Origin of the sequence: Streptomyces sp. NPDC005262 (genome assembly GCF_042872425.1) — a bacterium.
Taxonomy (GTDB): Bacteria; Actinomycetota; Actinomycetes; order Streptomycetales; family Streptomycetaceae; genus Streptomyces.
In genome coordinates this window covers 197,477-213,806 of record NZ_JBIAKK010000013.1, presented here as the reverse complement: position 1 = coordinate 213,806, position 16,330 = coordinate 197,477, and the positions used below count along the sequence as shown (strand labels likewise).

At 70.5% G+C, this 16,330-nt stretch carries 16 protein-coding genes and 1 pseudogene; 9 read left to right on the top strand and 8 right to left on the bottom strand.

Annotated features, from left to right (window positions below):
- Window positions 1-297 precede the first annotated feature (297 nt).
- Entirely contained in the window at window positions 298-1,806 is a 1,509-nt protein-coding gene (locus ACFYP5_RS28210; RefSeq protein ID WP_389041240.1) for a glutamate-cysteine ligase family protein, read from the top strand.
- A gap of 72 nt (window positions 1,807-1,878) precedes the next feature.
- On the opposite strand, the pseudogene ACFYP5_RS28205 reads toward ACFYP5_RS28210, so the two are convergent.
- Window positions 1,879-2,634, bottom strand: a pseudogene (locus tag ACFYP5_RS28205) (hypothetical protein); the annotation flags it as partial.
- Window positions 2,635-3,054: 420 nt separating this feature from the next.
- Here ACFYP5_RS28205 and ACFYP5_RS28200 point away from each other — a divergent pair.
- On the top strand, window positions 3,055-3,834 hold the full coding sequence (locus ACFYP5_RS28200) for a CPBP family intramembrane glutamic endopeptidase (protein WP_389041238.1): 780 nt from the start codon (window positions 3,055-3,057) through the stop codon (window positions 3,832-3,834).
- Between the two features lie 59 nt (window positions 3,835-3,893).
- Here the strand turns inward: ACFYP5_RS28200 and ACFYP5_RS28195 are convergent, their stop codons facing one another.
- The gene (locus tag ACFYP5_RS28195) at window positions 3,894-4,715 is read right to left on the bottom strand and encodes a PhzF family phenazine biosynthesis protein (RefSeq protein WP_389041236.1); all 822 of its coding nucleotides are present in this window, start codon (window positions 4,713-4,715) and stop codon (window positions 3,894-3,896) included.
- Window positions 4,716-4,800: 85 nt separating this feature from the next.
- Window positions 4,801-5,622: a class I SAM-dependent methyltransferase gene (locus ACFYP5_RS28190; RefSeq protein WP_389041234.1), complete on the bottom strand. Its 822-nt coding sequence runs from the start codon at window positions 5,620-5,622 to the stop codon at window positions 4,801-4,803.
- 129 nt (window positions 5,623-5,751) lie between these two features.
- On the opposite strand from ACFYP5_RS28190, the gene ACFYP5_RS28185 reads away from it, so the two are divergent.
- The gene (locus tag ACFYP5_RS28185; protein ID WP_389041232.1) at window positions 5,752-6,375 is read left to right on the top strand and encodes a PadR family transcriptional regulator; all 624 of its coding nucleotides are present in this window, start codon (window positions 5,752-5,754) and stop codon (window positions 6,373-6,375) included.
- 64 nt (window positions 6,376-6,439) lie between these two features.
- On the opposite strand, the gene ACFYP5_RS28180 is transcribed toward ACFYP5_RS28185, so the two are convergent.
- A complete protein-coding gene (locus ACFYP5_RS28180) occupies window positions 6,440-6,871 on the bottom strand; it encodes an SRPBCC family protein (RefSeq protein ID WP_389041230.1) in 432 nt (143 codons plus the stop codon).
- Between the two features lie 517 nt (window positions 6,872-7,388).
- Here ACFYP5_RS28180 and ACFYP5_RS28175 point away from each other — a divergent pair.
- The 3 genes from ACFYP5_RS28175 (at window position 7,389) to ACFYP5_RS28165 (ending at window position 10,172) form a co-directional block, all read left to right on the top strand.
- Entirely contained in the window at window positions 7,389-7,919 is a 531-nt protein-coding gene (locus tag ACFYP5_RS28175) for a Clp protease N-terminal domain-containing protein (RefSeq protein WP_389041228.1), read from the top strand.
- 81 nt (window positions 7,920-8,000) lie between these two features.
- Window positions 8,001-9,056, top strand: coding sequence for a DMT family transporter (locus tag ACFYP5_RS28170; protein ID WP_389041226.1), 1,056 nt, complete (start codon window positions 8,001-8,003; stop codon window positions 9,054-9,056).
- A gap of 159 nt (window positions 9,057-9,215) precedes the next feature.
- Complete coding sequence (locus ACFYP5_RS28165) at window positions 9,216-10,172, top strand: DMT family transporter (protein WP_389041224.1); 957 nt, start codon at window positions 9,216-9,218, stop codon at window positions 10,170-10,172.
- 104 nt (window positions 10,173-10,276) lie between these two features.
- Here the strand turns inward: ACFYP5_RS28165 and ACFYP5_RS28160 are convergent, their stop codons facing one another.
- Window positions 10,277-10,972, bottom strand: coding sequence for a pyridoxamine 5'-phosphate oxidase family protein (locus ACFYP5_RS28160; RefSeq protein ID WP_389041222.1), 696 nt, complete (start codon window positions 10,970-10,972; stop codon window positions 10,277-10,279).
- 35 nt (window positions 10,973-11,007) lie between these two features.
- On the opposite strand from ACFYP5_RS28160, the gene ACFYP5_RS28155 reads away from it, so the two are divergent.
- On the top strand, window positions 11,008-12,339 hold the full coding sequence (locus ACFYP5_RS28155) for an aminotransferase class I/II-fold pyridoxal phosphate-dependent enzyme (RefSeq protein WP_389041220.1): 1,332 nt from the start codon (window positions 11,008-11,010) through the stop codon (window positions 12,337-12,339).
- A 186-nt stretch (window positions 12,340-12,525) separates the two neighbouring features.
- On the opposite strand, the gene ACFYP5_RS28150 is transcribed toward ACFYP5_RS28155, so the two are convergent.
- Window positions 12,526-13,551, bottom strand: coding sequence for a DMT family transporter (locus ACFYP5_RS28150; RefSeq protein ID WP_389041218.1), 1,026 nt, complete (start codon window positions 13,549-13,551; stop codon window positions 12,526-12,528).
- A 74-nt stretch (window positions 13,552-13,625) separates the two neighbouring features.
- On the opposite strand from ACFYP5_RS28150, the gene ACFYP5_RS28145 reads away from it, so the two are divergent.
- Window positions 13,626-14,555, top strand: coding sequence for a LysR family transcriptional regulator (locus tag ACFYP5_RS28145; protein ID WP_389041216.1), 930 nt, complete (start codon window positions 13,626-13,628; stop codon window positions 14,553-14,555).
- A 57-nt stretch (window positions 14,556-14,612) separates the two neighbouring features.
- Here the strand turns inward: ACFYP5_RS28145 and ACFYP5_RS28140 are convergent, their stop codons facing one another.
- Complete coding sequence (locus tag ACFYP5_RS28140) at window positions 14,613-15,083, bottom strand: pyridoxamine 5'-phosphate oxidase family protein (protein WP_389041214.1); 471 nt, start codon at window positions 15,081-15,083, stop codon at window positions 14,613-14,615.
- Between the two features lie 136 nt (window positions 15,084-15,219).
- On the opposite strand from ACFYP5_RS28140, the gene ACFYP5_RS28135 reads away from it, so the two are divergent.
- Window positions 15,220-15,873, top strand: coding sequence for a cysteine hydrolase (locus tag ACFYP5_RS28135; protein WP_389041212.1), 654 nt, complete (start codon window positions 15,220-15,222; stop codon window positions 15,871-15,873).
- Here the strand turns inward: ACFYP5_RS28135 and ACFYP5_RS28130 are convergent.
- Window positions 15,857-16,309 carry a Rieske (2Fe-2S) protein gene (locus ACFYP5_RS28130; protein WP_389041210.1) on the bottom strand — a complete coding sequence of 151 codons (453 nt, stop codon included), beginning with the start codon at window positions 16,307-16,309 and terminating at the stop codon, window positions 15,857-15,859. The genes ACFYP5_RS28135 and ACFYP5_RS28130 overlap by 17 nt on opposite strands.
- Between the last annotated feature and the right edge of the window lie 21 nt (window positions 16,310-16,330).

Below are 16,330 nucleotides of genomic sequence, written 5' to 3'. Positions count from 1 at the left end.
AGGCGGTATCCGGACTTTATTATGCGGAGAACCTGCTGATTCGGTGGGTGTGGCGCAGCTGCTGCCTGGTGTTTTTTCCCGGCGGCGGTCGGCCGAAACACGTCGACGATTTCACCACCACCGCACGGTGGGAACTGCGCAGTGCTTCATGCCGTCGGAATGTGCCCCCGGCGGCCGCACTCAGATTAGTGGGTCCGCGGTGTCCGTGGGGGCGTTATCGATCACCTGCCTGGGCATTATCGACCGTGACGCGAGCGGCCTGGGCCGCGGGCTGCCCACTCGAGGAGGGACGCTCCGATGGGGGAGAAGGTCGTGGCGGGCGCCTTTGACCTGTCCGATCGGCACAGGTACCGGAGGAAGCTCCACCTGTGCCTGGAGGGGCTGGGGAGGCTCCTGGCGGAGCAGAGGTTCGACCGCCCGCGCAACCTCATGGGCATGGAGATCGAGCTGAATCTGGCAGGTGCGGACGGTCTGCCGAGGATGATGAATGCGGCGGTGCTGGAGCGGATCGCGAGCCGTGATTTCCAGACCGAACTCGGGATGTTCAATTTGGAAGTGAACATAGTCCCGCACCGCCTGCACGGACGCGTATTCGATCAACTGGCCGAGGAGCTCAGGACCGGCCTCGGATATGCCCACCGGAAGGCAGGAGAGGTCGACGCCGGCATCATGATGATCGGAATACTGCCGACGCTCGACCATCGGGACCTGGTCTCGGCGAACCTCTCGGACGGGGACCGCTACGTGTTGCTGAACGATCAAATGGTGGCGGCGCGCGGAGAGGATTTCGCGCTCGATATCGAAGGCGTGGAGCGATTGGTCTGTACCTCCACCTCGATCACGCCCGAAGCGGCCTGTACCTCGGTCCAGCTGCATCTGCAGGTGACGCCGGCTCGGTTCGCGGACGTGTGGAACGCGGCGCAGGCCGTCGCCGCCGTTCAGATCGCCCTGGGGGCCAACTCGCCCTTCCTGTTCGGCAGGGAGCTGTGGCGGGAGTCCCGCCCGCCGCTCTTCCAACAGGCCACCGACACCAGGCCGCCCGAGCTGCAGAACCAGGGAGTTCGCCCGCGCACGTGGTTCGGCGAGCGGTGGGTCGGTTCCGCGTACGAGCTCTTCGAGGAGAATCTGCGCTACTTCCCGCCGCTGCTGCCGATCTGCGACGAGGAGGACCCGCTCCAGGTCCTCGACGAGGGCGGGGTGCCTGCGCTCCAGGAGCTCGTGCTGCACAACGGTACGGTCTACCGCTGGAACCGGCCGGTGTACGGGCTGGCCGACGGCGTACCCCATCTCCGTGTCGAGAACCGCGTCCTGCCCGCGGGGCCCACCGTCACCGATGTGATGGCCAACGCCGCGCTCTACTACGGCCTGGTGCGGGCGCTCGCCGAGGAGTCCCGCCCGGTGTGGACCAGGCTGCCGTTCGCCGCCGCGGCCGAGAACTTCGACACCGCCTGCCGCCGGGGCATCGACGCCGAGCTGATCTGGCCCCGGCCGGGCCGGTCGGGCGGGCTGGCCCGGCTGCCGGCCGTCAAGCTCGTACGGGACGAACTGCTGCCGCTCGCCGCGGCAGGGCTCGATGCCTGGAACATCGAGCCCGCGGACCGCGACCACTACCTCGGGGTCATCGAGGAGCGCTGCAAGCGGCGGGTGAACGGAGCGTCCTGGCAGGCGGACACCTACCACCGGGGGCTGGACGCCGGCCTCGCACGGGACGCGGCGCTCGGGGCGACGACGCGCCGGTACGCCGAGCTGATGCACAGCGGCGAGCCCGTGCACAGCTGGCCGGTCGGCTTGCCCGACAACCCGTAGACCGGCGTGGCCCGACGCTGTCCCAGGTGAGCCCGTGCGCGCTGTCCGATGCCGTGCCCGGCCGCGTGCCGGCTATCCCTGGGCGGCGCGGCTGTTCTGTCCGGCTGTCATCACGGCCTGCAGAATCACGGCCTGGATCTCGGCCGGGTCGGTGACCTGGTAGCCACCACCACCGGTCACCCTGGCTATCTCGTCCACCTCCTCGCGGTCGGCCTCGGGGCCGACCGCGATGGCGAGGAGCGGTACCGGACGCTCCGGGTCGGCGAGCCGCTTGAGCTCCGCGATCAGGGCACTGCGGGAGATGGAGCGGTCGTTCTGGTTCGAGCCGTCGGTGAGGATCACGACGGCGTTGAACTTCCCCTTCACATAGGTCGACTGGGCCTCCTTGTAGGCAGCCGGCGTGGTGTCGTACAGACCCGTCGCACCGTTCGGCACCGGCTGGAGTGCGGAGAAGGCCGCGGCGAGCGTCTCGCGGTGGGTGCCGCCGCCCTTCACCGGGTCGCCGAGCCGGGCGGTCGGCACCAGCCGGCGGTAGTCCTTGGCGCCGTCGAGCGTGGTCGCGAACTCCCCCAGACCTATCTCGTCGTCCGGCGTGAACTGGCCGAGGGCCCGGATCAACGACGCCTTGGTGACATCCATCCGGGACTGGTTGCGTCCCGGGACGAACGTGGCCATGGAACCTGAGGCGTCGACGACCGCGGTCAGCCGTGCGCTCTGCACAGTGATCGTTCACATGCCGAGCGTCTCCTGGACGTCCTCGGTGGAGGGGGGAACGGCGGATGAAGTGGCGTACGGCTGTGGTGCCTTGCCGCCGGCCGATGTGACCAGTTGTCGGCGACTGCACGCACGGCGGGGGCGATGTCGGGGGAGGTCATCATGGAGAGCCGAACTGGACTCCTCGCAGGACTCGGAGAACGACAACAGGCCGCCCTGCGCAGCAACTGCCGTACCTGCCGCCACAGCGAGGACCAGCATGGTGGCGATGACAACGGTGCGACGGCGTGGCGGAGAGCTGTCCCCGTCCGGTTGCGTCGCGTAGTCATCGGGCAAGCTGTGGCGTCCCATGTCGGTGGTGCCCCTCCTTGAGGATGAACAAGGAAATGGGGGACCACACCATCACCGGTGTTGGTCGCCCCCGGCCGATCGAGCATGATCTTCGTACCTGCATTCGAGACCCTGGCGGGGCGGGGAGCGGGATGAGACGCGAATGCACAACTGAAGGCGGGTGTACAGGTGGAGGAGGGGCGTGTGGCTGGTTCTTTCCCTCAGGAGGACGTGTCGCGACGGATCCTGCGGTCCGAAACGGTGCTGGTGCTGGCTCTGTCGCTGGGTGCCAGCGCGGTGTCTGCCCTGATCAGTTTTGTCGGATCGCTGACGAAACCGGGGGCTTTGAAGGAGCAGGCGGCGACGCTCAACAACTCGTACGCTCCAGGACGCCCCTGGCTGGATCTCGCCTGGCAGCTCTTCGGTATCGCCACGGCGCTGGTGCCCGTCGCGCTGGTGGCGCATCTGCTGATCAGGGAGGGGGCGAGCCTGCGCGCCATCGGCTTCGACCGGACCAGGCCCAGGTCGGACCTGGGGCGTGGGGTACTGATCGCGGCGGGGATCGGCAGCGCCGGCCTCGCCTTCTATCTGCTGGCGCGGGCCGCCGGGTTCAACCTCACGGTGGTTCCGGAGTCGCTTCCCGGTGTGTGGTGGAAGTATCCGGTCCTGATCCTCTCCGCGCTGCAGAACGCCGTCGTGGAGGAAGTGATCGTCGTCGGGTATCTGCTGCGCAGACTCGGGCAGTTGGGGTGGACTCCGATGGCCGCCCTGGTGGCGAGTTCGGTGCTGCGTGGCTCGTACCACCTCTACCAGGGGATCGGCGGGTTCATCGGCAACATGGTGATGGGAGTCGTCTTCGTGCTGCTGTACCGGCGATGGGGGCGCGTGGGCCCGCTGGTCGTGGCACATGCGCTGCTCGACATCGGCGCCTTCGTCGGGTACGCGCTGCTGGCCGGGAAAGTGGGGTGGCTGCCGACGCCCTGAGCGGGTTGCGCGGAAGGAGGGGGCGTACGGACCATTGCGCACGCCCCCTCGCCCGTCGGTCAGAAGGTGGTCAGCAGTTCTCCGTCGACGACTGTCACCGCGCTGCCCGTCAGCAGTGTGCGGTCACCGCGCAGCGACGTGCGGACCAGGCCGGAACGGGCGGAAGCCTGCAGGCCGGTCAGCTCGTCACGGCCGAACCGGGCCGACCAGAAGGGGGCCAGGGCCGTGTGGGCGCTCCCTGTGACCGGGTCCTCGTCGATACCGACCCGGGGGAAGAAGCCGCGGGAGACGTAGTCGTAGCCGCGGGACGGGTCCTCGGCGGCGGCCGTGGCGATGATGCCGCGCCGTGAGCAGGAGGCCAGCCCGGCGAAGTCCGGGGTCAGTCCGCGCACGGACTCCTCGTCGGCCAGTTCGACGAGCAGGTCGCCGATGTGGGCGCCGGTGTCATAGACGGTCAGCGGTTCCGCGCCCAGGGCGACGGCCAGTCCGGCCGGGGTGGAAGCCGGGGTGAGCGGGGCCGTGGGGAAGTCGAGCGTGAGTGAGCCGTCCGGGTGCGAGGTGGAGGTGAGGATGCCGCAGCGGGCGGCGAAGCGCACCGTTCCGCCGGCCGTTCCGGTCGTGTGCAGGACGTGGGCCGTGGCGAGGGTGGCGTGCCCGCACATGTCCACCTCGGTGGCAGGGGTGAACCAGCGCAGCGCCCAGTCCGCCTCTCCGCCCGGAGGCAGGGGGTGCGCGAAGGCGGTCTCGGAGAGGTTCATCTCCAGGGCGACCTGCTGGAGCCGGTCGGCCTCGGGGAAGGCGTCGGAGTCCAGGAGCAGGACGGCTGCGGGGTTGCCGGTGAAGGGGCGGTCGGTGAACGCGTCGACGATTCGGATCCTCATGGGACGACCGTAGAGGTCCTTGACGACGGCGGACCAAGGCCAATTCCAGGTCGGCGGCCCGGGATGCCGAGAGCCACCCCGGGCGCTACGGCCGACGTCCCCACGCGGAGACGAGCGGGGCGGTGGCCAGATCCAGGCGTCCGGTGGCGACGTTCTTCAGATGCCGGTCGATCTCCTCGTCGGTGGCGAGACCGGATGTCACCAGCCGGTCGCGGATCTGGCGCACGGTGGCGGCCTCGAGGACGGTGCACGCCGGTGAGGTGATCGGGAAGTACGCGTCCGCCTGCACATCGGCCAGACCCGCCTCGCGCAGCAGCCGGGGCAAGGTCCGGCCGTAGGTGAGGTCTGCGCCGCGGGCCGCCATGAGTTCACGGAAGCCTGATCGGAGGCGATTGGCGAGGCGCTGTTCGGGGCCGGACTCGTCGGGGCACAGCAGGGGCTGCAAGCCGGGGTCGGCGTCCTCCAGAAGGAGTACACCACCGGGACGCAGCGCCTCGATCATGCGGCGCAGCGCCCCGGCACGGTCGGTGACGTGCACCAGGACCAGCCGGGCATGGACCAGGTCGAAGCCTCCGGCGGGCGGGGGATCGGCGGCGACATCGTGGCGCAGTACCTCGACGACGTCGTCCGCGGCGCCCTGCGCCCACGACACATCGATGTCCGTCGCGACCACCGCGCCGGCCGGAGCGACTCGCGAGGCCAGCCCTGCGGGAACGGAGGGGCCACCGGCTCCGACCTCCCAGCACCGCATGCCTGTGGTGATCCCGAGCCGGTCGACATGCCGGAAGGTCACCGGGTCGAAGAGTTCGGCGAGGGCGCCGAAGCGGATACCCGCCTCGGACTGACGGTTGTCGAGCAGGTAGCCGTGGTCCGGGCCGTGGCCGTGCTCCGGGTCGGGTGCAGTCATGTCGCATCGCCTTCGTCCTGTGCCGTCTCGGGGCAAGTATGCAAGGCCCTTCCGTAACGATTGCCGTACGACCTGTTCCGATATATCGTTGACGCATCGCGACAGATCAACGATGGAAGGAGCGTAGCGATGCGTTCACATGGACACGACCACGAGCACGGGCACGGACATGGGCACTGCGGACCCGGTCATCAAGGTCGGGGCGACTTCGAGGGGCGCCGCGCCTTCGGGCAGTTCGGTCCGCCCTTCGGTGGCGGTCCGTTCGGTGGCGGCCCCTTCGGTGGGGGACGCGGTCGTGGAGGCGGCCGGGGAAGGGCGCGTCGCGGTGACGTCCGCGCCTCGATCCTGGCGCTGCTGAAGGACCGGCCGATGCACGGCTACGAGATGATCCAGGAGATCGGCGAGCGCAGCGGCGGGGCCTGGCGGCCCAGCCCCGGCTCGGTCTACCCGACCCTTCAGCTGCTCGAGGACGAGGGGCTGATCGTCAGCGCGAGCGAGGGCGGCAAGAAGCTGTTCACGCTCACCGACAGCGGCTGCACCGAGGCGGAGTCCGGGCCCGAGGCGCCCTGGGAAGAGGCCGGGCGCGGGGTCGACTGGGAGAGCGTGAACGAGATCCGGCAGGCCGGCTTCGGTCTGATGGAGGCGTTCGGCCAGGTCTGGAAGACCGGCTCGGCCGACCAGCGCCAGAAGGCACTGTCGGTGATCAACGACGCCCGTAAGAAGCTCTATCTGATCCTTGCCGACGAGCACTGACCCGACGGATGCGGAGGAGGGGCCCCGCGGCTCGACCGCGGGCCCCTCGTCCGCCCGGAGGCGGTCAGGCGGTGACGAGCCCGCTCAGCTTTCGGAGGGACTCGGCGAGCGCGGCGGTCGCCGAGTCCTTGAGCTTGCCTGCCATGAGGGAGACGGCGGCGCCGGTGAACTCTCCGTCGATGCGAACGGCGGTGGCATCGCCGTCGGGTGTCAGCGAGTAACGCATGGCCAGATTGACGCCCATGGGGCCCTTGCCCTTGGTGGTCAGCAGCCGGGCGGTCTCGAGCTCCTCCACCGTCCAGGTCACTTCGGCGGGGAAGCCCATGAGCTTCATGTTCTCCTCATAGGTGGCCGCGAGCTCGAGTGTGGCCGGGCCGCCCTTGGGGAAGCTGGTGTGGGTGGCATTCCACTGGCCGTACGCGGTGAAGTCCGTCAGCTGGGCCCAGACCTTCTCGGCCGGCGCTTCGATACGCGCTTCGGCACTGACTTCGGCCATGCGACCACCCCTTCTCGTCGGGTTACGGTGTCGCGGAACGTAGCCGCAGTAGCGAGAACATTCAATACTGATGAACCGTCAGGTATGTGGGGAGCGGCCCGCCCACCGGATCGGCGCCGCGTCGAAGTGGTCGAACGCCCGAGGGTACGGCCCGTCGTCATGGCGGTGGAACGCCGCCCGGAACAGTCGGCGGGCAGGGCGTCGCAGGGTGCGTGGCCCAGGTGGACGTATTCCCGGCCGTCGATCGCCGGCGGGGAGACCATCCATGACGCTCCGGCACTCCCATCCGGCTGTGGCGAAAATGGTGACGCGTGACGGACGCGTGCGGGGCGGCCCGCGGTTGCTCCGGGAGTACAAGGCAAGACGGCGCGCGCCGTCTCCCAGGATCGTATCCGTCATTGGCGCGATCTCATCCGCAAGGAGGAGGAACCGCTCTGATGTGCCCAACTTCGGTGGGATACCTAAATGGGCCCCTCCGGGGATGCTCGCGCACCACTGGACTGATGGGGTGAGAGGTGTGCAAAACCGGACGCCGCGGATCCCTCAGCAGCCCGCATCGAACCGTGCTGAGCTCGACGCCATCCTCACCGTGGAGCTGGCCTCGGTGGTGACAGGTGCGCGCCGGCGTGCACTGCGTGACGGCGACCGGCAGATCGACACGGCCCATCTGCTGCACTCCCTCATCGAGTCGGACCCGGAGGTCCGTGCGGCCTTCGCCGGTGGACCGCAGCTCGCCAAGGTGCTCGGCTATCTCGTGCAGCGCTCCATCGGTTACGGCCTTCGCTGGCAGGGTGCCGTGGAGGACTCCGGTGCGCTGCCCACGGTTACGGAGACGGGGGTGGACGGCTGGTCGCCCTCGGCCGTCTCGGCAATGGAGGGCGCGCGCGGGCGGGCGGAACTGCGCGGTGACCCGCGGGCCGGGGGACTTGATCTGCTCGCCGCTCTGGCGGCGGACCAGGAGTGCCGGGCCGTCGAGGTGCTGGAACGGGCCGGTGTCGACGCGGCGCTGCTCGCGGACCGGATCGCGAGGGCCTCCCGGCAGAGCTGACGTCGGGAGCGTGATCCGTTCGACGCGCATGACAGTGGTAACCATGGTGACGGTCCTGACGGCAGCTGTCATGATGTCCCGATGCACGCGTCTCAGGGGAGAAGCGCCGGCCTGGGACTAGCCCTTGCCTCGGCGTTCGCATTCGGTGGTTCCGGGGTGGCGGCCAAGCCGCTCATCGAGGCGGGGCTCGACCCGCTTCATGTGGTGTGGCTACGGGTGGCCGGCGCCGCTCTCGTCATGCTGCCCGTGGCCTGGCGCCACCGAGATCTCGTACGCGGTCGGCCGGTGCTGCTGCTGGGCTTCGGACTGCTCGCCGTCGCGGGCGTCCAGGCCTGTTACTTCGCCGCGATCTCCCGTGTTCCCGTCGGCGTGGCGCTGCTCGTCGAGTACCTGGCGCCCGCGCTCGTGCTCGGCTGGGTCCGGTTCGTCCAGCGCCGTCCGGTCACCCCGGCCGCCGCGGTCGGCGTGGTCCTCGCGGTCGGGGGCCTCGCCTGTGTGGTCGAGGTGTGGTCCGGGTTGAGCTTCGACGTCGTCGGGTTGCTGCTGGCCCTCGGTGCCGCATGCTGCCAGGTCGGTTACTTCGTCCTCTCGGATCAGGGGAGCCAGGACGGCGCGGCGGGCGCGGAGCCTCCGCATCCGGTGGGCGTCATCGCCTACGGACTGCTGATCGGCGCGGTCGTCCTCACCGTGATCGCACGGCCCTGGGGCATGGACTGGTCGCTGCTCGGGGGCAGGGCGGCCATGAACGGGACAGATGTGCCCGCGTGGCTGCTGCTCATCTGGATCGTGCTGCTCGCCACCGTGATCGCCTACGTCACCGGTGTGATCTCGGTGCGGCTGCTCTCCCCGGCGGTGGCGGGCGTCGTCGCCTGCCTGGAGGCGGTCATCGCGACCGTGCTCGCCTGGGTCCTGCTCGGCGAACATCTCTCCGCGCCCCAGCTCCTCGGCGGTTCCTTGGTGTTGATCGGTGCGTTCATCGCCCAGTCGTCGACGCCGAAGGCGGCTTCCGGGCCCGTGGCATCGGGGCCGGGTGAGGAGCAGGGCCGAGGGGAGCATGAGGACCGCGGTGTGGCGCGTGACGGGGGTCGTACGGCGGCGGCCGGGGAGGAGTTGTCCGCGGAGCGTGCCGCCACGTAGTGTGCCGATCATGCACTTGCACGTACTTCCGCCGCCTGCCGCCTAGCGCGGGCAGCCACTCCTGACGAAGACCGGGCTCGGGCAGTCCCCGAGCGGATCGTCGCTGCCCGCGCGCGGAGCCGAGCGGCCGTCGTCCTGTCCTTCTTGTGGAGAAGTCACGTGTCAAATCCTGCTGCCGGCCTGCCCGTCGGGCGGAGCCTGTTCTATCTGATCGTCGCCGGAGTGGCCTGGGGTACCGCGGGGGCCGCCGCCTCGCTGATCTTCCGGGTCAGCGATCTCGGCCCTCTCGCCCTGTCGTTCTGGCGCTGCGTAGGCGGCCTGGTGCTGCTCCTGGCCGCGCTCGTCCTGCGGCCCCGGCGCACCGCCGCCCCCGCCGAGTCACGGCGGCGCCGGCTGCTGCGCATCCTCGGGACCGGCGTAGGCCTCACCGTGTTCCAGAGCGCGTACTTCGCGGCCGTGGAGGCGACCGGCCTCGCGGTCGGGACCGTGGTCACGCTGGGCGCGGGGCCCGTGCTCATCGCGGTCGGTGCGCGGCTGACCATGGGGGAGCGGCTGGGCGGCGGCGGACTCGCCGCAGTGGTGGGCGCGCTCGCCGGGCTCGCCGTGCTGGTGCTCGGCGGCGACGGCGGTACGGTCCGGCCCGCCGGGGTCGCGCTGGCGCTGCTCTCCGCTGCCGGTTACGCGGGCATCACCCTGCTGACCCGGTGGCTGGGCCGCGACGGCGGTGGCTCCGACGCGCTCTCCACCAGCGCCTGGGCGTTCGGGATCGGGGCACTCGGGCTGCTGCCGATGGCGGCGGCCGAAGGTCTCGTGCCACATACCGCGGACGCCGCCCAGGTGGTGTGGCTGCTGGTGTACGTGGCAGCTGTCCCGACCGCGCTCGCCTACGCGCTCTATTTCGCGGGCGCGGCGGCGGTGCGGGCCGCGACCGTGTCCGTGATCATGCTGCTCGAACCGGTGAGCGCCGCGGTGATCGCCGTTGCCGTGCTCCGTGAGCAGCTCACCGCGGCGACGGTTGTCGGCACACTGCTGCTGCTCACAGCGGTGGCGGGGCTCGCCGTCGCCGAGACGCGCAGTGCGTCGAACGCCCGCCGCCAGGCGGCCGTTCCGGCCTGACGCCGACCGCCTGACCGCTGATCGGTCGTCAGAACGTCAGGTCGTCAGGACGTCCGGGAGCGCGGGTCCACCCCCTCGTAGAGAGCCCGCGCTCCGGACCGCGGTCAGAGGACAGTCAGATAGTCGGGCACGGCGATGGCCGGATCGAGATCGTCCGACGGCTGTGGCGCACGGTAGCCGCGGGCCAGCGGTACGACGCCCGCCCAGTGCGGCAGCGCGAGATCGTCCGGCTCGTCGTTCGGACCGCCGGTCCGCACCTTCGCGGAGACCTCGTCGAGATCGAGCCTGATCACGGCCGTCGCGGCGAGCTCCTTCTCGTTGGCCGGACGGGAGTCGGCGGTCCTGCCCGGAACGACATGGTCGACGATCGCTTCGAGCGCGGTGCGGCGCTCCTGCGGGTCGGTGACCGTACGGGCTACGCCATGGACCACCACGGAGCGGTAGTTGATCGAGTGGTGGAAGGCGGAGCGGGCGAGCACAAGACCGTCGACATGCGTCACCGTGAGACAGACAGGCAGGCCGGGGTCCGCCTGGCCTGCCGCCCGGAGCGGCCGGGAGCCGGTCGAACCGTGTACGTACAGCCGCTCACCGATCCGGCCGAACAGCGTCGGCAGGACGACCGGCGCGCCGTCGCGGACGAAGCCGAGATGGCAGAGATAGGCCTCGTCGAGTATCGAATGCACCAGCTCCCGGTCGTACGAGGCACGCTCCCGGGAACGGGTCGGGACGGTCCGCTCGGTCGGTTGGTACGGGGCTGCTGCCTCCGGGCCCGTGGTCTGCGGCGGTGCGGTGTCCGGCATTGCCAACTCCATTGCACTAGTGCATAATCTTGTTTGTGCTAGAAGAGTATCGGATCGTCGGGCGACGTGCATCGGAAATTGCCGCGAGTGTGGAGCGAGCGGTCGGGTCGGGCGAGCTCGCGCCGGGGCAAGTGCTGCCTCCCATGCGGGAGTTGGCGGCACGGCTGGAGGTCAATCCCAATACGGTGGCGGCCGCGTACCGCACCCTGCGCGAGCGCGGGGTCATCGAGACGGCCGGGCGCAGGGGGAGCCGAGTGCGCCTGCGCCCCGCCGGTACGGTGCGCGGCTCGCTCAGGGTCGAGGCGCCGCCCGGCGTGCGGGATCTGGGGGAGGGGAACCCGGACCCGGCGTTGCTGCCGCCGCTGGACGAGGCGCTCGCGGCGGCGGCGCGCGCGTACGCGAAGCGGCCCGGAATGTACGGGGAGGCACCCGTGGATCCGGAATTCGAGGCTCTGGTGCGTGCCGCTCTCGACGCCGACGGATTGCCGGCCGGGCCCGTGGCCGTCGCGTCCGGATCCCTGGATGCCATCGAGCGCGTGCTGGTCGCCCACCTCAAGCCCGGTGACGCGGTCGCCGTCGAGGATCCCGGCTGGGGCGCCCTGCTCGACCTCGTCCCGGCGCTGGGGCTGCGTCCCGTGCCGATCGCCCTGGACGACGAGGGCCCGCTCCCCGACGAGGTCGACCGCGCGCTGAACGCCGGTGCCCGCGCGCTCGTGGTCACCGACCGCGCGCAGAATCCGACGGGCGCCGCAATCGGGGCCGCACGGGCGGAGGAGCTGCGGTGTGTCCTCGCCGGCCACCGTGGAGTGCTGCTGATCGAGGACGACCACGGGCACGCCATCGTCGATCTGCCGTTGCACCCGCTGGCAGGCGCAACGGACCGGTGGGCGTTCGTCCGGTCGGTCGCCAAGGCGTACGGACCCGATCTGCGGGTTGCCGCGCTGACCGGGGACGCGATCACGGTCGACCGCGTCCTGGGGCGGCAGCAGTTGGGGCCCGGCTGGGTGAGCAGGCTGCTGCAGCAGGCCGTGGCGCATCTGCTCACGACGGGTGCGGTGGACTCCGGCGCGGTCGCCCGGGCGTACGGGGAGCGACGCGACGCGCTCGTCCAGGCGCTGGTGGAGCGTGGCATCGAGGCGCACGGCCGCAGCGGCATGAATGTGTGGGTGCCGGTGAGCGACGAGACCGGAGCCGTGGCCCGCTTGCTGAACGCCGGCTGGGCGGTGGCGCCCGGGGCGCGGTTCCGGGTCGTCGCGCCGCAGGGGATCCGGCTCACCGTGTCACCGCTCACCGCTGCCGACATCGCGCCGCTGGCCGACGCGGTGGCGGCAGCGGCGGAACCGCCCCGGCCGATGAGCTACGGCTGAGGCGGCCCTGACGGGTGGCCGGCCTCAAGGGCCGTCCCGTGTGGTGCCCGGCGTGCACGGCGGCAGCCACGGCACCTCGCCGCGTTGTCGGAGCACCGGGATACGCCCAGGGCGAGGGACCTCTCCGCCCTGCGATGCACCGCATCCGGTGCCGCGCGCTGATCACCAAGGACGACGGGACGGCGCTCAGGGGCGTGGAGTGGGCTTGGGCGAACGGGCCCTGCTCTGGGTGAGGGCGGCTCCTGCCAGGACGATCAGCGCGCCGACCGGGGTGTTCCAGCTCAACTGCTCGCCGAGCACGGCGACCCCGGCGGCGGTGGCGATGACCGGAATGAAGTACGTGACCATCTGCGCGGTCGTCGGGCCGACCTCCTTGACCAGCCCGTACTGCAGCAGCACCGCAAGTCCCGTACCGAGCGCGCCGAGGGCGACGACGGCGAGCGTCGGCAGCAGCGGGAAGCCGTCGGGCGCCGACGTGAACAGCGGGGTGACCAGCGCGATCTGCACCGTGCCGAGGAAGAGCTGGCTTCCCGTCAGGGCAAGGGTGGACGAGCCGCTGCCCGCCAGTGTCCGGCGCACGTAGATCCAGCCGATCGGATAGCTGAGAGAGGCGAGGAGCGCCATCGCCGTACCGCTGAAGTCCAGTCCGGAGAAGCCCTGCCAGGCGCCCAGCACGGTCAGCACGCCGAGGAAGCCGAGACCGAGTCCGGCCACGCGGCGACGGGTCGGCCGGTCCTCGGAGAGTGCGACGAGCGACAGCGCCATGCCCCACAGCGGCGAGGTGGCGTTGCAGATGCCGGCCAGCGTCGACGGGATGGTCAGTTCGGAGTAGGCGAAGAGCGAGAACGGCAGCGCGTTGAGGAAGAACGCCGCGACGGCGAGATGGCCCCAGGTGCGGGCGGTCCGCGGCAGCCGCTCGCGGCGCACCGCCATGGCGACGGCGAGCACCGCCGTACCCGAGAGCAGGCGGCCGAGGGTGACCTGGAAAGGGGCGTACCCCTCTGTGCCGACCTTGATCAGAAGAAAGCTGAAACCCCAGATGAGCGAGAGCGCCCCGAAGCGGATCCGCCAGTCCAGTGCGGGGCGGCGGGTGGCCGCAGGAACGGAGTACGGGGTGGAGGCCGCAGTGGTGGCCGTCCGGATCGGGGCGGACGGCACGGTGGCAGAGCTCGGCGCGGGTTCGGGATCGGTGGTCATGGCAGCGGCGGTCATGACAGCAACAATGACGAGTTCAACCGCGTAGGACAAGTGAGACTTTGTGCGAGTGGTCGCGTAGCATTGCTTACATGTTGAACTTGGAGCGCTTGCGGACCCTGGACGCCCTCGCCCGGTTCGGTTCGGTCAGTGGCGCGGCCGACGGCCTGCATGTCACCACGTCGGCGGTCTCCCAGCAGCTGGCGAAGCTGGAGCGCGAGGTGGGGCAGCAGCTCCTCGCCAAGAACGGCCGCGGGGTCCGGCTCACCGACGCGGGAAAGCTGCTCGCCGACCATGCCGCGAAGATCCTTTCCCAGGTGGAACTGGCCCAGTCCGACATCGAGGCCCAGCGCGGCGAGGTGGTGGGTGAGGTCCGACTGGCGGCCTTTCCGACCGCGGCGCGCGGACTGTTCCCCGCGACGCTCACCTCACTGCACGCGGACCACCCCGAACTGAGGGTACGCACAGCGGAATTGGAACCCGAGGCCGGAATCCGGGCCGTGCTGCGGGGAGATTTCGACCTGGCGGTGGTGCTCGACTGGAGCAACAAGAGGCTGCCGGTGCCCGGCGGTCTCACCATGGCCGAACTGCTCGACGACGCGCCGGACATAGCGATGCCGGCCGACCACCCGCTCGCGGGGAGGCCGGAGGTCGATCTGGAGGACTTCGCCGACGACGACTGGATCTCCTGGCCGGAAGGCGAGTTCTGTCACGACTGGCTGATGTTCACTCTGCGTTCGAAGGGCATCGAACCGCGCATCGCCCATCTCGCGGGCGAGCACCACACCCAGCTCGCGCTGATCGCCGCCGGAGTGGGCGTCTGTGTGGCGCCCCGGCTGGGCCGAGGAGTGGTACCGGACGGGGTGCGGCTCGTGCCCGTACGGCAGAAGATGCGGCGTCATGTGCACGCCGTGTGGCGGACGGACGCTGATCGCCGCCCGTCGATCAGGGCGGCGGTCATGGCGCTGCGGGCGGCGGGCCGGGACCTGGACGCACCGGTGGACGGCGACGGCGCGGACTGACCGGCGCGCGAGGCACCACGCCCACCTCAGGGAGACGGGGCAGGTGGGGTCGGCACCTCAGCCCAGGTCCGCCAGCTTCCGGAAGTCCCACGACGTGACCGTCTGCGGAGTCAGCCGCAGCCACGCGTGTCGTCCGTCGTGCGGCATGACGTCCATTCCGAAGTACTTCGCCGCGAACAGCCTCTCCGGCCCCACCAATTCGGGGCAGTCCTCGCCCGTACGCGGGGCTTCGCCGACGAAGACCGCCTCGCCCGACAACTCGACGCCGCGCAGCTCGCCGTACTCCGCGCCGTCGTCGACGACCACAGCCATCCTCGGGTCGTGGCGCAGCTGGGACGAGCGCAGACTCCGGGTGATCGAGTACAGCCACAGGGACGCGCCGTCCCAGACGAACCAGAGGGCGCCGATGTGTGGGCGGCCGTCCGCTGAGACGGTGGCTACCCGGCAGGTGCGCTGCTCCGCGAGGTAGGTGTCGCGTTCTGCCTCCGTCATCATGATCCGACGGCCCCGTCGCTGGGTGACGGTCATGGGACGCCTCCTTCGGCTGGCTGACCATGTGTCAGAAATCATGGAGCCTCTTCCCTCCTGGCGCAATGGCCGTTAGCCTCGCGCGCCCGGTCCGTCAGGAGAGGTCCGTCGCCTCGAATTACCGAGAGGGGCAGCCGTGCCGCCCAGGGAAAAGCTTGCCGAGCAGCTCGATCCTGCCACCACCGTCCTGCTGACGGTCGAGTGCCAGCAGGGTGTCGTGGGACCGGACAGCGCGCTGCCCGAACTCGCCGAGGAAGCGCTGACCTCCGGCGCCCTGCACAACATCGCCCGACTGGTGGCCGCCGCCCACGAGGCCGGAGTCCAGGTGCTGCACGCGGTCGCCGAACGACGCCCCGACGGGCGCGGCGCCAACAGCAACGCCCGTCTCTTCCGGGCTGCCGGCCGACTGCCGGTCCAGCAGCACTCCGGCACCACGGCGGTCGGGATCGCCGCACCCATCGAGGTGGCGGACGAGGACATCGTCGTACGCCGACTCCACGGCCTGTCGCCAGTCGCCGGCACGGACGTGGACGCCCTGCTGCGCAATCTCGGCTGCCGCAACCTCGTCGTCGTCGGGGTCTCCGCCAACGTCGCCATCCCGAATGCCGTCTTCGACGCGGTGAACCTCGGTTACACGGCCCTTGTGCCATCCGATGCCATCGCGGGGGTGCCATCCGACTACACCCCCGCGATGATCCGCAACACGCTCGCGCTCGTTGCCACCGTCACCACCACGCGGGAGGTGCTGGGCTGCTGGCAGAGCCACCGAAGGGCTACGACGCGAGCATGATCGAGTCGCCCTTGACCGTGATCGTCGCGGCGGGCAGCGGCTCGGTGGCGGGACCGCCCGACACATCGCCCGTCGCCGCGTCGAACTTGCTGCCGTGACAGGGGCAGTTGATGGTGCCGTCCGAGACACTCGTCACCGCGCATCCCCTATGGGTGCACTTCGACGAGAACGCCTTGAACTCCCCGGCCTTCGGCTGCGTCACCACCACGCCCTCGTCGGCGAAGATCTTCCCGCCGCCCTCCGGGATGTCCGCGGTCTTCGCGAGAGCGTTCCCGCCATCGCCGGTCGCACCCTTGGCCGGCTCGACGGCATCCGAGCCGCCCGAGTCCTTCGAGCTTCCGCACGCCGTGAGTACGGCAGCCACCCCGGCCGCACCGACGCCTGCGACAACGGTGCGACGCCCGAGACGGACCTCGTGCTCCTGCGGTGCGCTCATGCTGGCTTTCCCTTCCGCGGT

Excerpts from the sequence above, each read along its gene's own strand:
- ACFYP5_RS28195 (WP_389041236.1), bottom strand. The coding sequence starts at position 4,715 with ATGAGGATCCGAATCGTCGACGCGTTCACCGACCGCCCCTTCACCGGC.
- ACFYP5_RS28160 (WP_389041222.1), bottom strand. The coding sequence starts at position 10,972 with ATGCCGGACACCGCACCGCCGCAGACCACGGGCCCGGAGGCAGCAGCC.
- ACFYP5_RS28185 (WP_389041232.1), top strand. The coding sequence starts at position 5,752 with ATGCGTTCACATGGACACGACCACGAGCACGGGCACGGACATGGGCAC.
- ACFYP5_RS28190 (WP_389041234.1), bottom strand. The coding sequence starts at position 5,622 with ATGACTGCACCCGACCCGGAGCACGGCCACGGCCCGGACCACGGCTAC.
- ACFYP5_RS28150 (WP_389041218.1), bottom strand. The coding sequence starts at position 13,551 with ATGACCGCCGCTGCCATGACCACCGATCCCGAACCCGCGCCGAGCTCT.
- ACFYP5_RS28180 (WP_389041230.1), bottom strand. The coding sequence starts at position 6,871 with ATGGCCGAAGTCAGTGCCGAAGCGCGTATCGAAGCGCCGGCCGAGAAG.
- ACFYP5_RS28130 (WP_389041210.1), bottom strand. The coding sequence starts at position 16,309 with ATGAGCGCACCGCAGGAGCACGAGGTCCGTCTCGGGCGTCGCACCGTT.
- ACFYP5_RS28140 (WP_389041214.1), bottom strand. The coding sequence starts at position 15,083 with ATGACCGTCACCCAGCGACGGGGCCGTCGGATCATGATGACGGAGGCA.
- ACFYP5_RS28145 (WP_389041216.1), top strand. The coding sequence starts at position 13,626 with ATGTTGAACTTGGAGCGCTTGCGGACCCTGGACGCCCTCGCCCGGTTC.
- ACFYP5_RS28210 (WP_389041240.1), top strand. The coding sequence starts at position 298 with ATGGGGGAGAAGGTCGTGGCGGGCGCCTTTGACCTGTCCGATCGGCAC.
- ACFYP5_RS28170 (WP_389041226.1), top strand. The coding sequence starts at position 8,001 with ATGCACGCGTCTCAGGGGAGAAGCGCCGGCCTGGGACTAGCCCTTGCC.